This is a genomic window from Nocardioides sp. DN36 (assembly GCF_055380375.1).
The window spans coordinates 2,895,872-2,909,882 of the sequence record NZ_AP043823.1; the positions used below are offsets into that span (position 1 = coordinate 2,895,872).

The following is a 14,011-nucleotide window of genomic DNA, read 5'->3' on the forward strand; positions in this document are numbered from 1 at the left end:
CGGGTCAGGCGGAGGGCTGGTCGTGGTTCTGGTCGAGGTTCCGGGGCTCGGCCGCGGGCTGCTCGGGCTCGTCGCCGTACACCCCGGCGTCCTTGGCGGCCTGCGCCTTCTTCAGCTGCTTGACCAGGCTGAAGCCGAGCACGACGACCGCGGCCGCGAGCAGGAGGAAGATCGCGAAGGCCGTCCATCCGGCCTTGACGTCCTCGGGCTCCGGGCTCTCGTCGACGAGGCTGATGACGAAGGGCAGCACCGGGCTGAGCACCGGGCTGGCGAGGAGCGCGTCGAACGGCATGGGACCAGTCTCTCAGGCGGGGGTGTCGATGCCGGCGAACAGGTCGTCCTCCGGGGTGGTCGTGGAGACGTGACTCACCACGAGCTCGTAGTCCTCGGTCGGCCAGACCTTCTCCTGCAGCTCCCGCGGGATGGCGAACCAGAAGCCGTCGGGGTCGATCTGGGTGGCATGCGCCAGCAGCGCCTGGTCGCGGACCCCGAAGTAGTCGCCGCAGGGGACGCGGGTGGTGATGCGGGCGTCCCACTCGGGCTCCGGCTTCCACTCCTTGAGCCGCTCCTCCCACGGCGACTCCAGCCCGTGGGCGAGCATCGCGTCGTGGAGCGCCTGCATCCGCGGGCGGTTGAACGAGTGGTGGTAGTAGAGCTTCAGCGGCTGCCAGGGCTCGCCGAGGTCGGGGAAGCGCTCCGGGTCGCCGGCCGCCTCGAACGCCGCCACCGAGATCTTGTGGCACATCACGTGGTCGGGGTGCGGGTAGCCGCCGCGCTCGTCGTACGTCGTCATGACGTGCGGCCGGAACTCGCGGATCAGCCGCACCAGCCGCGCGGTCGCCTCCTCGAGCGGCACCAGCGCGAAGCAGCCCTCCGGCAGCGGCGGCTTGGGGTCCCCCTCGGGCCAGCCGGAGTCCACGAAGCCGAGCCAGTCCTGGCGGATGCCGAGGATGTCGCGGGCCCGGTCCATCTCCTCGCGCCGGACCTCGCTGATGTTCTCGAGGATGTCGGGGCGGTCCATCTTGGGGTTGAGGATCGAGCCCCGCTCGCCGCCGGTGCAGGTGGCGACGTGCACGTCGACGCCCTCGGCGACGTACTTCGCGGTCGTCGCGGCACCCTTGCTCGACTCGTCGTCGGGGTGGGCGTGCACGTGCATCAGGCGGAGCCCGGCGCGCGGGCCGGTACGAAGGGCGTGCGGCATGGGTCTCATCGTAGGCGGGCGGCCGCGGCCCGGTCCGCGGAGGCCACCCCCCGGGTGCGAGCATGTGGGCGTGACCACGCAGGACACCCTCGGCGACCGGTACGGCGCACCCGCACCCTGGCGCCGACGCGCGGCGATCACGTTCAGCGTCGTGGTCGCGGCCGCGTTCCTCGGCTGGCTCGGCTGGACCGCGTGGGTCCACTCGACCCCGGCCGTGGACTCCGAGATGGTCGGCTACTCCGTGGAGGGCGAGCACGAGGCGACGGCGAAGGTGGAGGTCCGCCTCAAGGACGCCGACGTCGAGGCGAGCTGCCTGCTGCGGGCCTTCGCCGAGGACCACACCGTGGTCGGCGAGCTGTCGTTCACGCCGGAGTACGGCGCCGACCAGCCGCTGGAGGAGACGGTGCGGACCGAGCGCCGCGCGACCTCGGTGGAGCTGATCGGGTGCACGGCCCCGGGGCAGCCGCGACCGCGCTGACCTGCGTCGCGGGCCCCGAGTTGTTAAACTGTCCGTTCTGACTGTTCCGGGGACGGGTCCAGACGCGGGCTCGCACGCCTGGGGTCGGCCCCGTCGAGGGCGGCTCCCGGCCACCCGACCGGCCCAGCAGCACCGACGATGCGGCGGTCGATCCGCCACCCTCGAGTATTCCCAGGAGGAGTACCCATGACGCAGTCCACCGAGCAGGGCACGATCTGGCTGACCCAGGAGGCCTACGACAAGCTCAAGGCCGAGCTGGAGAACCTCAAGGGTCCCGTGCGCCAGGAGGTCATCGCCCGCATCAGCGCTGCGCGCGACGAGGGTGACCTCAAGGAGAACGGCGGCTACCACGCCGCCCGCGACGAGCAGGGCAAGGTCGAGGGCCGGATCCGCCAGCTCGAGGACATGCTCCAGCGCGCCGAGGTCGGCGAGACCCCCGAGGACGACGGCACCGTCTCCCCCGGCATGAAGGTCACCTACAAGTTCGTCGGCGACGACGACGACGAGGCCGAGACCTTCCTGCTCGGCGCCCGCGAGATCGAGGACTCCGTCGAGGGCCTGAAGGTCTACTCCCCCCAGTCCCCCCTCGGCTCGGCCATCATCGGCGCCAAGGTCGGCGACACCGTCTCCTACGAGGCCCCCAACGGCAAGACCCTCGAGGTCGTCATCGTGGGCGCGGAGCCCTACACCGGCTGACCCACCCCGCCCTCACCTCGAGTCGGCGCCAGCTCGCGAGAGCTGCCGCCGGCTCGAGCCCATTTCGGGGTCCCGACGGATAGTCCGGCACGTTTCGACACCCCCGGCCCGTCGAAACGTGCCGGACCATCCGATCGCAAACGTGCCGGACTATCCGGTGGGGTCAGTGGAAGACGCGGTAGCCGTGCTCGCGCAGGCGGGAGGTGACCTGCTCGGCGTGCGGCTCGCCCCGGGTCTCGAGCTGGAGGTGGACCTCCACCTCGTCGAGGTGCAGCGAGGGTGAGATGCGCTCGTGGACGACCTCGAGCACGTTGGCGCCGGCGGCGCTGATCTCGGTGAGCAGGGTGGCCAGGCCGCCGGGGACGTCGGGGATGCAGACCCGGAGGTTGAGGTAGCGGCCGGCGGCGGCCATGCCGTGCCGGATCACCTTGCCGAGGAGCAGCGGGTCGATGTTGCCGCCCGAGAGCAGGGCCACCGTGGGCGTGGTGAACTCCGTCGGCCGGTCGAGCATGGCGGCCACCGCGGCGGCGCCGGCCGGCTCGACCACCATCTTGGCCCGCTCCAGGAGCGCCAGCAGGGCCCGGGACATCGAGTCCTCGGAGACGGTGAGGATCTCGTCGACGTGGTCGCGGACCGCGGCGAAGGTGATGTCCCCCGGCCGGCCGACCGCGATGCCGTCGGCCATGGTGGTCATCGACTCCAGCGGCACCGGGTGCCCCTGCGCCAGCGAGTCGGGGTACGCCGCGGCGCCCTTGGCCTGCACACCGATGACGCGCACGTCGGGACGCAGCGACTTCACCGCGATCGCGACACCGGCCAGCAGTCCCCCGCCGCCGGTCGGCACCAGCACGGTCTGCGCGTCGGGGACCTGCTCGAGGATCTCGAGGCCGACGGTGCCCTGCCCGGCGACGATGTCGACGTGGTCGAAGGGGTGGATCAGCACGGCCCCGGTCTCGGCGGCGAACTCGTGGGCGGCCTCGAGCGCGTTCTCGAGGTAGCGGCCGTGGAAGATCACGTCCGCGCCGTACCCCCGCGTCGCCTTCTCCTTGGGGATCGGCGCACCCTCGGGCATGAAGACGGTCGACTTGATGCCGAGCAGCTGCGCGGCCAGCGCGACACCCTGCGCGTGGTTGCCAGCGGAGGCGGCGACGACGCCGCGCGCGCGCTCCTCCTCGGACAGCCGGGAGATCCGCACGTAGGCGCCGCGGGCCTTGAAGGACCCGGTGCGCTGGAGGTTCTCGCACTTGAGGCTGACCGGTCCGCCGGCGAAGGCGGAGAGCCAGCGCGACTCCTCCATGGGGGTGTAGACCGACACCCCCTCCAGGGTCCGACGCGCGGACAGGATGTCGTCCAGCGTCACCGTGGGGACGTCACTCATGTTCCAGGGCCTCCTCGTTCGGGGGCTCCTCGCCCATCTCCGCATAGTCCTCGTCGAGCTCGTCCTCGGCGTCGTCACCGGGGGCGGTGTAGCTCGCGAGGTGCTGGACCACCGCGTTGGCCGCGGCAGCCAGGGGCACGGCGACCAGCGCGCCTGGGATGCCGGCCACCAGCACGCCGCAGCCGATGGCGATGATGACACCGAGGGGGTGCACCGAGACCCACCGGCCCATCAGGAACGGCTGCAGGACGTGTCCCTCGATCTGCTGGACCAGGATCACGCCGCCCAGCATGAACAGCGCCGTGATCGGCCCCTGGTCGACCAGGGCGACCAGGACCGCCACCGTGCCGGCCACCGTCGCACCGACCATCGGGATGAACGCGCCGAGGAACACCAGCACGCCGATCGCCAGCACGAACGGCACGCCGAGGACCGACGCGACGATCATGATGCCGATCGCGTCGGTGGCCGCGACGATCACGGTGGCCCGCACGAACTGGGTCAGCGAGATCCACGCGACCCGGCCCGAGCTGTCGACGTGCGCCCGACCGGCGCGGGGCGCGAGGCGCACCATCCAGGCCCAGATCCGCTCGCCGTCGGCGAGGAAGAAGTACGTCGAGAACAGCACGATGAAGAAGCCGGCCAGCACGTGGCCCAGCGCGGTCCCGACCTCGGTCACCCGGCCCAGGATGGAGCCACCGTCGGTGGACGGCGTGATCGCCTTCTGGAACCGGCTGATGTAGTGGTTGATCTGGGAGTCGGTGGCGTGCAGCGGCCCGGTCTTGAGCCAGTGCTTGACCTCGTCGAGCCCCTTGACGGTCTGGTCGGCCAGGTCGTTGGCGCCGTTCGCCACCTGCTGGCCGGCGAAGGTGAGCAGCGCCGCAACGAACGCGATGCCGCTGATCACCACGAGGATCGAGGCCAGCCCGCGCGGCAGCCCGAGCCGGTGCAGCCCGGCCACGACGGGGCTGACCAGGGCGGTGATGAGCAGCGCGACGACCACGGGCAGCACGACGACCGCGAAGAACCCGATCGCCCAGAAGATGACGTACCCGGCCGCCACGATGACCAGGAACCGCCAGCCCCACGCGGCGGCCAGGTCGAGGCCCCACGGCACCTGGGCCCGGCTGAAGTTCGACGTCCCGGGGGTGATCGGGACCGGCTCGGAGCGGCGCTCGTCCCGCATCTGCGCCCACTGGTGGGCCAGCCGCTGGGCGATGCCCTCGTCCTCCTCGGCGCGTGAGCGCAGCCCGATGATCGGCAGCCGTCGCCGCCCCTCGCCCCCACCGGTGTCCAGCCCCTGGCCCGCCTGCCCGGCGGGGTCGTGGCGGCCCGGGCCGTCAGCCTCGTTGCTCACCGCGACAGGCTATCCACCCGGCTGGTCGAGCACGCGCAGCACCAGCCGGTACGCCGCTTCCGGGTGCCGCTCGGCGAGCAGCCCGGCGGCCGCGAGCACGTAGTCGGTGTCGACCACGACGCGGGCGCGCTCGGGCAGCTGCCAGCCGCCCTCGAGCCCGGCGCCGACGCTGTCGCCGAGCACCCGCTCGGCGACACCGGGACGCCCGTTGCGCAGCACGCCGCCCGAGCCGACGAGCAGGTCGACCTCGCGGAGGTCCTTGCCGCTGCGCTCCACCACGCGTCCCTCGGGGCTGACCACGACCCGGGAGCGGCCGGCGTGCCGGCGCAGGGCGAGGCCCACGGCCGCCCGGGCGATGGCCTCGTCGGCGTCGCAGCCGGCGTCGTCCTCGGGCAGGAAGCCGGGGTCGGCCTGCCGCAGCGCCGCCGCCTCTGTCAGCTCGTCGAGGCCGGCCTCGGCGACGGTGGTGACCGCGGACCAGCGCATCCCGAGGTCGCCCTCGACGGTGCGGGTGACCGGCGTGGTCGCCACGACCTCGCGCGCCAGGCCGGCGTCCTCCGGGTCGACCTCGACGACCGAGTGGACGTCGGTGGTCGCACCGCCGACGTCGACGACGACCACGTCGCCGACGCCCGGGTGCGCGTCGTCGAGGCCGCGGGCGAGCAGCTCGACGCCGGTGAGCACCACGTCGGGGGTGGCCCCCCGGACCATCGCCGTGAAGTCCGCGCGACTGCTCAGGTGCTTGCCGCCGATCACGTGGGACAGGAACATCTCGCGGATGGCCGACCGGGCGGAGTCGGGCGCCAGCACCCCGATCCGCGGGACCACGTTGTCGGCGAGCACGTGCGGCACGTCGCGGAGGATCTCGCCGACCTCCTCACGGGCGTCGACGTTGCCGGCCACCACGACCGGCCCGCGCCAGCCCGACGCCACCAGGTCGCGAGCCGCCTGCAGCAGCACCTCGGCGTTCCCGCCGTCGGTCCCGCCGGTCAGCAGCACCACGTCCGGCCGGGTCGTGCGGCTCAGGGTGCGGTACGGCGAGGTTCCTGAGGAGGCGAGGGACGAGCCGTCTCGAAGGGTGGTCTCACCCGCACGACCCGCGGCCGCGATCACGTCCACGACCTTGCCGCCGCTGGACAGGGCGACCCGGCGCCCCGCCTCGGCGGTGACCAGCTCCTCGTTGCCGACCACGGCGATCCGCAGGCCACCGCCCGCGCTCGAGCAGGCCAGCACCTCGGCATCGGCCGCCCGCGGATCGGCGGCGACCAGCGAGGCCAGGCAGGCGTCGTACCCGTCCAGCACGTCGCCGGCGCCGTCCGGCCGGGGCAGGGTCGTGGGGTGCGACGCCGAGGCGAGGATGCGCCCCTCGGCCAGGTCGACCAGCGCCGCCTTGGTGAAGGTGGAACCGAAGTCGACGCAGACCGCGGTCGCCGGGGCCGGGGTCGGGTCAGCCGAGGGCACGGTCGAGGTCGGCGATCAGGTCGTCGGCGGTCTCGATGCCGACACTGAGCCGGACCAGGTCCGCGGGGACCTCGAGGTCGGTGCCGGCGACGCTGGCGTGGGTCATTCGGCCCGGGTGCTCGATGAGGGACTCGACGCCCCCGAGGGACTCGCCCAGCGTGAAGACCTCGGCCTTCTCGCAGACCGCGAGCGCCTGGGCCTCGCCGCCCGTGACACGGAAGGAGACCATGCCGCCGAACCGCTTCATCTGCTTCGCGGCGACCCGGTGGCCGGGGTGCTCCTCGAGCCCGGGGTAGATCACCTGGCTCACCGACGGGTGCCCGGTGAGGAACTCGACGACCTTCTCGGCGTTGTCGCAGTGACGGTCCATGCGGACCCCGAGGGTCTTCAGGCCGCGGTGCGTCAGGAACGCGTCGAACGGACCGGGCACCGCGCCCATGGCGTTCTGGTGGAACGTCACCTTGTCGGCGAGCTCGAGGTCGCGGACGACCAGGGCACCGCCGACCACGTCGGAGTGGCCGCCGCAGTACTTCGTGGTGGAGTGCAGCACCACGTCGGCGCCCAGGGTGAGCGGCTGCTGGAGGTACGGCGAGGCGAAGGTGTTGTCGACGACCAGCAGCGCGCCGGCGTCGTGGGCGACCGCGGCGAGCGCCTCGATGTCACCGATGTTGAGCAGCGGGTTCGTGGGCGTCTCGACCCAGACCAGCTTCGTCTCGCCGGGACGGATCGCCGCGCGCACGGCGTCGATGTCGGAGACCGGCGCCGGGCTGTGCTCGAGCCCCCAGACCTTCTCGACCTTGTCGAACAGGCGGAAGGTCCCGCCGTAGGCGTCGTCGGGGATGACCGCGTGGTCACCGGGCCGGCACACCGAGCGGACCAGCGTGTCCTCGGCCGCGAGCCCGGAGGCGAACGCGAAGCCGCGTTCCCCCTCCTCCAGCGCCGCGATCGCGCCCTCGAGGGCGGTGCGGGTGGGGTTGGCCGAGCGGCTGTACTCGTAGCCGCCGCGCAGGCCGCCGACGCCGTCCTGCTTGTACGTCGAGGTCGCGTAGATGGGCGGGATCACCGCGCCGGTCATCGGGTCGGGCTCGTAGCCGGCGTGGATCGCACGCGTCTCGAAGCCGGACTTGCTCCTGTGCTGCTGCTCGCTCATGGGGCCACGCTATCCACCGGGTCGGCCGGAGTCTTACGAGGTGGTGACGTGACCGCCTGCGGGAACGAGCGGGCCCCCGCCGTTGTTGCAGACTGGTGAAAGCCCCGAGGCTCCCGACAGGAGGACCCGTGTCCATCTTCAGCCGTCACAAGTCCGAGCTCGTCTCCCCCGACCAGGCCCTGCCCGGCCGCAGCGAGCGCACCTTCCACCTCGCCGAGAAGCACCGTGTCCTCGGCACCCCGCTGGTGACCGACGAGGCGCCCGCCGGCTACGAGGTCGCCCTCTTCGGGCTCGGCTGCTTCTGGGGCGCCGAGGAGGTCTACTGGCAGGTGCCGGGCGTGTGGTCGACCTCGGTCGGGTACGCCGGCGGCACGACGCCGAACCCGTCGTACGAGGAGGTCTGCACCGGGCGCACCAACCACACCGAGGCCGTGCGGGTCGTCTACGACCCCGCGCAGGTGTCCTACGCCGACCTGGTGAAGGCGTTCTTCGAGGTGCACGACCCCACCCAGGGCATGCGCCAGGGCAACGACGTCGGGACGCAGTACCGCTCGGCGATCTACTTCACGAGCCCCGAGCAGGAGCAGGTCGCCCGCGAGCTGACGAAGGTGTACGGCGACGAGCTGCGCCGGCGTCGCCTCGGCGAGATCACCACCGAGATCCGTGAGGCCCCGACGTACTACTACGCCGAGGACGTGCACCAGCAGTACCTCGCGAAGAACCCCCACGGCTACCGCTGCCACGCGAACACCGGGGTGAAGTTCCCCGCGACGGCCTGAGCACGGCCCCCGAGGTCACGCCCGCGCGGAGACCGGCGTGGAGTTTCCTGCGTGGGGGTGTCGTATCCGCCCTGACCCGTTCGTAGCGTAGGTGGAGGCGGGCACGGGGTCCGCCGCAGCGAAGGGGCGGACATGGCCGAGTACCTCATCTACTTCAACCAGCAGTGGGTGGGCGACCACCCCGAGGAGTGGTTCCGCGGGCGCGGGCCACTCGCCCGGGCGGTCGTCGACGAGATCAGGGCCGCCGGGGAGTACGTCTTCGCCGGCGGCCTGGTGGAGGACGGCCCGGTCTTCAGCGCCGATGCCACGAGCGGCACGCTGACGTTCACCGACGGGCCCTACGCCGAGACCAAGGAGTGGCTGGGCGGACTGACCGTCGTCGACGTCGCCGACGAGGAGAGGGCCAGGATGTGGGCGGGCAGGATCGCGGAGGCGTGCGGCTGGCCCCAGGAGGTGCGCCGGTTCGGGACGATGCCCGAGGCCCGGTGACGGAGGGCGTCGTACGGCGGGGCACCCGGCCGGTCCGGCGGGTTGTCCCACCGGGACGCCCCTGAGGTCGAGACTTTCCTGAGAAGTACCTGAAAATGGGGCATGCGCTCGCGGCCCGAGCCGCGAAGGGTGGGAGCACCAACCCCATCGCACGGAGGAAAGCCCATGCGCACACCCCGCCTGATCGCAGTCGCGGCCGTCGCGGCCGTCACGGCCGGCGCCCTGTCGGCGCTCCCGTCCGCCGCGGAGCCATCAGCCAGACCGGCCGGCAAGGTCGTCCTGGCACGCGGTCTCGTCGGCCCGCTCACGCTGGCCGTCGAGGGCAAGAGCGTCTACGTCAGCCAGAACTTCGCCGGCCTCCTCAGCAAGGTCCACGGCGGCAAGGCGAGCACCGTCTACGCCTCCGGTGGCAACGAGGTCGGCGGCGTGTCCGTCCGGCACGGCCGGGTGGTGTTCACCGAGACCGAGGGCTCGGGCGAGACCAACACCGACTCCTGGCTCAAGGTGCTGCGGCCGGGCGGCAAGGCCGCGATCCTGGCGCACATCCGGGCCTACGAGAACGCGAACAACCCCGACGGCACGATCACCTACGGAGTTCGCGGCATCAGCGACGAGTGCGCGGCGGACTGGCCGACCGACCAGTTCGGACCGCCGGTCTACCCGGGACAGCTGGACTCGCACCCGTACGCCACGCTGCAGACGCGGAAGACCATCTACGTCGCGGACGCCGGCATGAACGCCGTGCTCGCGGTCTCCCGCTCGGGCAAGATCCGCACGGTGGCCGTCACCCCCGCGGTGCCGGTGGAGATCACCGCTGACCTCGCCAAGGCGCTCGGCGCCCCCGACTGCGTCGTCGGGCTCACCTACTACGGCGAGTCGGTGCCGACCGACGTGGAGATGGGGCACGACGGCAAGCTGCTCGTGACCACGCTCGGCGGCGGCCTCGGTGAGCAGCTCCCGCTCGGCGCGGTGCACCGGATCAACCAGTGGAACGGCCACCAGACCGAGATCCTCAGCGGTCTGTCCACCCCGACCGGACTGGCCGTGACGGCCAAGGGCGGCCTGCGCATCGCCGAGCTGTTCGCCAACAAGATCGTCGGCACCCGGGCCGGGTCGTCGAAGGTCTGGACCTTCGCCAAGGCCAACCTGCCGGCCGCGGTTGAGATCGCGAACGGCAGCGTGTACGCGACCAAGGACGCGCTGCCGCCCGAGAACGGCGCGCCCGACGGCAAGGTGGTCCGCTACATCCGGTGACGCCTCCCGCGAGAGTACGGGCCCTCGCCCCCCAGCCCGGGGGGCGAGGGCCCGTCGCCGTGCCGGGACGGATCACCAGCCGGCCGATACCATCGAGGCGATGACCGAGCTCCCGCGCAACGCGGCCAAACGGACGGCCAGGCTTGCCGCGTTGCCCCTGGGCTACGCGGGTCGCAGCGCGCTCGGCCTCGGCAAGCGGCTCGGCGGCAAGCCCGCCGAGGCGGTGATGAGCGAGGTGCAGCAGCGCACCGCCGAGCAGCTGTTCCGCACGCTCGGTGAGCTCAAGGGTGGCGCCATGAAGTTCGGCCAGGCGCTGTCGGTGCTCGAGGCCGCGCTCCCCGACGAGGTCGCCGGCCCCTACCGCGACCAGCTCACCCGGCTGCAGGACTCCGCGCCCCCCATGCCGACCCAGACGGTGCGCGAGGTCCTCGCGCACGATCTCGGGCCGGACTGGCGCGACCAGCTGGTCTGGCTCGACGGCGGCCCCGCGGCGGCCGCCTCCATCGGCCAGGTCCACAAGGGCCGCTGGCACGACGGCCGCGAGGTCGCGGTCAAGGTGCAGTACCCCGGTGCCGGCGAGGCGCTGCGCGCCGACCTGCGTCAGCTGGCCCGGCTCGCCCGCACGGTCGGCACGCTCGTGCCCGGGGTCGAGATCAAGCCGCTCATCGCCGAGCTGCAGGCCCGCGCCGAGGACGAGCTCGACTACCACCTCGAGGCGCAGGCGCAGACCGCCTTCCACGACGCCTTCGCCGACGATCCCGACATCGTCGTCCCTGCGGTGGTCGCGGTCGGCCACACCGTGCTCGTCACCGAGTGGATGGAGAGCCCGGCCTCGCTGGCGACGATCATCGCCGAGGGCACCCAGGAGGAGCGCGACCACTACGGCGAGCTGCTGGTGCGCTTCCTGTTCTCCGGGCCGGCGCGCACCGGCATGCTCCACGCCGATCCCCATCCCGGCAACTTCCGCATCCTCCCCGGTCCGGACGGCGAGCCGGGTCGCCTCGGCGTCCTCGACTTCGGGGCGGTCGCCCGGCTCCCCACCGAGGGGCTGCCCGAGGCCATGGGCCGACTGATCCGGGTCGCCGCCACCGAGGACAAGGACGAGCTGGTCGACGGGCTGCGCCGCGAGGGGTTCATCAAGCCCAACATGAAGGTCGACCCCGACCTCCTGCTGGAGTACCTCGGCCCGTTCGTCGAGCCCACCCGGGTGGAGCGGTTCCGCTTCTCGCGGGAGTGGATGCGCGCCCAGTTCGCGCGCATCAACGACCCGCGGGAGCCGTCGTACACGGTCGCGATGAAGCTGAACCTGCCGCCGGCGTACCTCCTCATCCACCGCACCTGGCTCGGCGGCGTCGGCCTGCTCAGCCAGCTCGAGGCGGAGGCGCCGTTCCGGGCGATCCTGGAGGAGTACCTCCCGGGGTTCGCCGACCCCGCCGGCTCGTCGACCTGACCCCTACACCTCGACCAGCCCGTCGTCCCGGTGCGCGAACCGGCGCGAGGCCAGCACCATCGACGCCGCCAGCAACGAGACCGCACCGCACGCGGGCCAGAGCAGGCCGGGCGCGACGGCGTACACGGCCGTGCCGAGCGGCGCGGCGAGCATGGTGCCGCTGGTGGCGGCGCCGGTGTAGAGGCCCTGGTACTGCCCCACGAGGTGGTCGGGCGCCGCGTCGAGCACGTGCGCGGTCGCCGTGGTCTTGTAGAGGATCTCACCGGCGGTGAGCACCACCATGGCCAGGACCGCCGTGGCCGCGGAGACGGGCAGCCCGAACAACGCGAAGCCGACGCCGACCAGCGCGTAGCCGGTGGCGATGATCGGGTACGACGAGAACCGGCGCAGCCGCAGTGCCACCGGGACCTCCAGCACGAGGATGAGCCCGGAGCCGATCGCGACCAGCGCCGTGTAGAGCGCGACCGGCTGTCCCTGGTCGCGCAGGTGGATCGGCAGGGTCGTGTAGAGCTGCCGGTAGACCAGGTCGACGAGGACCACGGCCGGCAGCAGCGCCATCAGGCCTCGGTCCGCACGCAGCGCCTGCCACAGACCAGGACCCCCGCGGCCGGCACCGAGGTGCGGCTCGTCGCGGGGCAGCAGCGGGGCGACCGCGAAGCGCACCGCGAGCGTCATCAGCCCGTCGACCACGAACAGCGCGTCGTAGCTCTGTGCCACGATCAGCGCACCCAGGGGCGGCCCGATCACGAAGCCCGCGTTGGACGCGGCCCGGCTGATCGCCACCGACGTGCGCCGGTCGCCGCGCTCCACCGCGAGCGCGGCCAGGGCCCCGTTGGAGACCGAGGCCGTCGCCGCCAGGTAGGCGAGCACGGGCAGTGCCACCGCGAGGACCGCCACCGGCAGCCACGGCACCGCTGCGACCCCCAGGCCGGCGACGGTCGAGCAGAGCATCAGCGCGCGCCGGTGCCCGAACCGGTCGCCCCACCGACCGCCGGTGAAGTTGCCGAGCAGCATCCCCACGCCGTACCCACCCGCGACCAGCCCGGCCGTGGTGACCGGCAGGTCGCGGGGGCCGGTGAGGTAGAGGGTCAGGAACAACATCAGGAACGAGCTCGTCGAGCTGACGAACCTCCCCGCCGCCAGCACCCAGACCAGTCGCGGCACGTTCCCGAGGTTCACGGGCGGATTCCATCACGCCCCGGCGCGTCGTTCGAGGAGGTTTCCGGCGAGGCCCGATGACGTCCTGCGCGGCGGCGGTCAGGTGAGCGGCAGGAACATCACGTGCAGGCCGACGTACCCGTGCGTGGGCGAGCGGAAGGCGCCGGGGACGGTGCCGACGATCTCGAACCCCAGCGACTGCCAGAGCCGGACCGCGGTGGTGTTGGTCTCCACGACCGCGTTGAACTGGATGCCGCGGAAGCCCCGGTCGCGGTGCCACGCCACGACGTGCTCGCCGAGCGCGCGGCCGACCCCCCGACCGCGCGCCTGCGGTTCGACCATGAACGACGCGGTGCCGATGTGGTCGCCGTGGCCCGGCCGGTTCGGCCCCATCTTGGCGCTCCCGAGGACCTCACCCCGGTCCTCGAGCACCACGGTCTCGCCCGGCGGTCGCTCCATCCAGAGCCCGCGGCCCTGCTCGGGGGTCAGGTCGGCCGGGTAGGCGTAGGTCTCCCCCGCCCGCACGGTGGCGTCGAAGAACGGCCAGATCCGCGGCCAGTCCTCGTCGGTCGCGGGCCGGATGCGCAGCTCGCTCAATCCCCGGTGCTCCCGTCGACCGACTCGCGGATCAGGTCCGCGTGGCCGTTGTGCCGGGCGTACTCCTCGATCATGTGCAGCAGGATCCAGCGCAGGCTGAACCTCCCGCCGTGGTGCCGGCTCTCGCGCTCGGACTCCGCGTCCAGCCCGCCCTCGGCCAGCACCCGCTCGAGGATCCGGTCGGACGCCGCGCAGGAGGCGTCGAACAGGGCCCGCAGCTCCTCGGGGCCGTCCCCGGAGGCGCTGTGGAAGTCCCAGTCGCGATCCGCGTCCCAGTCCACGTCTCGCCACGGCTCCGCGTCGTCGTTGCCGAGCAGGACCACGCTGAACCAGTGGTCCTCCACCAGGGCCATGTGCTTGAGCAGACCGCCGAGCGTCAGCGCCGACGGAGGCAGCGACGCGTTCAGCTGGTCGCCGGTCAGTCCCTCGGTCTTCAGCCGGAGGGTGTCGCGGTGGTAGTCCAGCCAGGCGAGCAGCTGGGTCTGCTCGTCCCCGGTCAGTGGCGGGTCCCGGCGGTCCGTGGTGGTCATGCCGGGAACGCTAGCGAGGGGCGGCGACCTCGC

General features: G+C 72.6%; 15 protein-coding genes. 6 read left to right on the top strand and 9 right to left on the bottom strand.

Annotated features, from left to right (window positions below; translation table 11 throughout):
• Nucleotides 1-4: 4 nt before the first annotated feature.
• Nucleotides 5-292, bottom strand: a complete 288-nt coding sequence (locus ACZ43H_RS14775; protein WP_464584012.1) for a hypothetical protein — start codon at nucleotides 290-292, stop codon at nucleotides 5-7.
• Between the two features lie 12 nt (nucleotides 293-304).
• Nucleotides 305-1,201 carry a mycothiol conjugate amidase Mca gene (gene mca, locus ACZ43H_RS14780; RefSeq protein ID WP_464584014.1) on the bottom strand — a complete coding sequence of 299 codons (897 nt, stop codon included), beginning with the start codon at nucleotides 1,199-1,201 and terminating at the stop codon, nucleotides 305-307.
• Between the two features lie 70 nt (nucleotides 1,202-1,271).
• On the opposite strand from mca, the gene ACZ43H_RS14785 reads away from it, so the two are divergent.
• Both ACZ43H_RS14785 and greA read left to right on the top strand, forming a co-directional pair.
• The gene (locus ACZ43H_RS14785; protein WP_464584016.1) at nucleotides 1,272-1,679 is read left to right on the top strand and encodes a DUF4307 domain-containing protein; all 408 of its coding nucleotides are present in this window, start codon (nucleotides 1,272-1,274) and stop codon (nucleotides 1,677-1,679) included.
• Between the two features lie 186 nt (nucleotides 1,680-1,865).
• Nucleotides 1,866-2,375, top strand: coding sequence for a transcription elongation factor GreA (greA, locus tag ACZ43H_RS14790; protein ID WP_379177599.1), 510 nt, complete (start codon nucleotides 1,866-1,868; stop codon nucleotides 2,373-2,375).
• A 163-nt stretch (nucleotides 2,376-2,538) separates the two neighbouring features.
• On the opposite strand, the gene ilvA is transcribed toward greA, so the two are convergent.
• The 4 genes from ilvA to ACZ43H_RS14810 are packed head-to-tail and all read right to left on the bottom strand — an operon-like array spanning nucleotide 2,539 to nucleotide 7,721.
• Nucleotides 2,539-3,753 (bottom strand): threonine ammonia-lyase, encoded by a 1,215-nt coding sequence (gene ilvA / locus ACZ43H_RS14795; protein ID WP_464584018.1) that lies wholly within the window; start codon nucleotides 3,751-3,753, stop codon nucleotides 2,539-2,541.
• Entirely contained in the window at nucleotides 3,746-5,110 is a 1,365-nt protein-coding gene (locus ACZ43H_RS14800) for an AI-2E family transporter (RefSeq protein ID WP_464584020.1), read from the bottom strand. Before ACZ43H_RS14800 ends, ilvA begins: the two co-directional genes overlap by 8 nt.
• 9 nt (nucleotides 5,111-5,119) lie before the next feature.
• Complete coding sequence (locus tag ACZ43H_RS14805) at nucleotides 5,120-6,571, bottom strand: glutamate mutase L (protein ID WP_464584022.1); 1,452 nt, start codon at nucleotides 6,569-6,571, stop codon at nucleotides 5,120-5,122.
• Nucleotides 6,558-7,721, bottom strand: a complete 1,164-nt coding sequence (locus ACZ43H_RS14810) for a cystathionine gamma-synthase (protein ID WP_464584024.1) — start codon at nucleotides 7,719-7,721, stop codon at nucleotides 6,558-6,560. Before ACZ43H_RS14810 ends, ACZ43H_RS14805 begins: the two co-directional genes overlap by 14 nt.
• 134 nt (nucleotides 7,722-7,855) lie before the next feature.
• Here ACZ43H_RS14810 and msrA point away from each other — a divergent pair, with 134 nt between their 5' ends.
• The 4 genes from msrA (at nucleotide 7,856) to ACZ43H_RS14830 (ending at nucleotide 11,693) form a co-directional block, all read left to right on the top strand.
• Nucleotides 7,856-8,500, top strand: a complete 645-nt coding sequence (msrA, locus tag ACZ43H_RS14815) for a peptide-methionine (S)-S-oxide reductase MsrA (protein WP_464590836.1) — start codon at nucleotides 7,856-7,858, stop codon at nucleotides 8,498-8,500.
• A gap of 132 nt (nucleotides 8,501-8,632) precedes the next feature.
• Complete coding sequence (locus tag ACZ43H_RS14820; RefSeq protein WP_464584026.1) at nucleotides 8,633-8,989, top strand: YciI family protein; 357 nt, start codon at nucleotides 8,633-8,635, stop codon at nucleotides 8,987-8,989.
• Nucleotides 8,990-9,154: 165 nt separating this feature from the next.
• Nucleotides 9,155-10,243, top strand: a complete 1,089-nt coding sequence (locus ACZ43H_RS14825) for a ScyD/ScyE family protein (protein WP_464584028.1) — start codon at nucleotides 9,155-9,157, stop codon at nucleotides 10,241-10,243.
• 100 nt (nucleotides 10,244-10,343) lie between these two features.
• Nucleotides 10,344-11,693, top strand: coding sequence for an ABC1 kinase family protein (locus ACZ43H_RS14830; RefSeq protein ID WP_464584030.1), 1,350 nt, complete (start codon nucleotides 10,344-10,346; stop codon nucleotides 11,691-11,693).
• 3 nt (nucleotides 11,694-11,696) lie between these two features.
• Here ACZ43H_RS14830 and ACZ43H_RS14835 read toward each other — a convergent pair whose 3' ends face one another.
• The 3 genes from ACZ43H_RS14835 to ACZ43H_RS14845 form a co-directional block, all read right to left on the bottom strand.
• Entirely contained in the window at nucleotides 11,697-12,872 is a 1,176-nt protein-coding gene (locus tag ACZ43H_RS14835) for an MFS transporter (RefSeq protein WP_464584032.1), read from the bottom strand.
• 78 nt (nucleotides 12,873-12,950) lie between these two features.
• On the bottom strand, nucleotides 12,951-13,448 hold the full coding sequence (locus ACZ43H_RS14840) for an N-acetyltransferase family protein (protein ID WP_464584034.1): 498 nt from the start codon (nucleotides 13,446-13,448) through the stop codon (nucleotides 12,951-12,953).
• A complete protein-coding gene (locus tag ACZ43H_RS14845; RefSeq protein WP_464584036.1) occupies nucleotides 13,445-13,978 on the bottom strand; it encodes a DinB family protein in 534 nt (177 codons plus the stop codon). Before ACZ43H_RS14845 ends, ACZ43H_RS14840 begins: the two co-directional genes overlap by 4 nt.
• Nucleotides 13,979-14,011: the final 33 nt, after the last annotated feature.

Excerpts from the sequence above, each read along its gene's own strand:
- ACZ43H_RS14775 (WP_464584012.1), bottom strand. The coding sequence starts at position 292 with ATGCCGTTCGACGCGCTCCTCGCCAGCCCGGTGCTCAGCCCGGTGCTG.
- mca (WP_464584014.1), bottom strand. The coding sequence starts at position 1,201 with ATGCCGCACGCCCTTCGTACCGGCCCGCGCGCCGGGCTCCGCCTGATG.
- greA (WP_379177599.1), top strand. The coding sequence starts at position 1,866 with ATGACGCAGTCCACCGAGCAGGGCACGATCTGGCTGACCCAGGAGGCC.
- ilvA (WP_464584018.1), bottom strand. The coding sequence starts at position 3,753 with ATGAGTGACGTCCCCACGGTGACGCTGGACGACATCCTGTCCGCGCGT.
- ACZ43H_RS14810 (WP_464584024.1), bottom strand. The coding sequence starts at position 7,721 with ATGAGCGAGCAGCAGCACAGGAGCAAGTCCGGCTTCGAGACGCGTGCG.
- ACZ43H_RS14820 (WP_464584026.1), top strand. The coding sequence starts at position 8,633 with ATGGCCGAGTACCTCATCTACTTCAACCAGCAGTGGGTGGGCGACCAC.
- ACZ43H_RS14825 (WP_464584028.1), top strand. The coding sequence starts at position 9,155 with ATGCGCACACCCCGCCTGATCGCAGTCGCGGCCGTCGCGGCCGTCACG.
- ACZ43H_RS14830 (WP_464584030.1), top strand. The coding sequence starts at position 10,344 with ATGACCGAGCTCCCGCGCAACGCGGCCAAACGGACGGCCAGGCTTGCC.
- ACZ43H_RS14845 (WP_464584036.1), bottom strand. The coding sequence starts at position 13,978 with ATGACCACCACGGACCGCCGGGACCCGCCACTGACCGGGGACGAGCAG.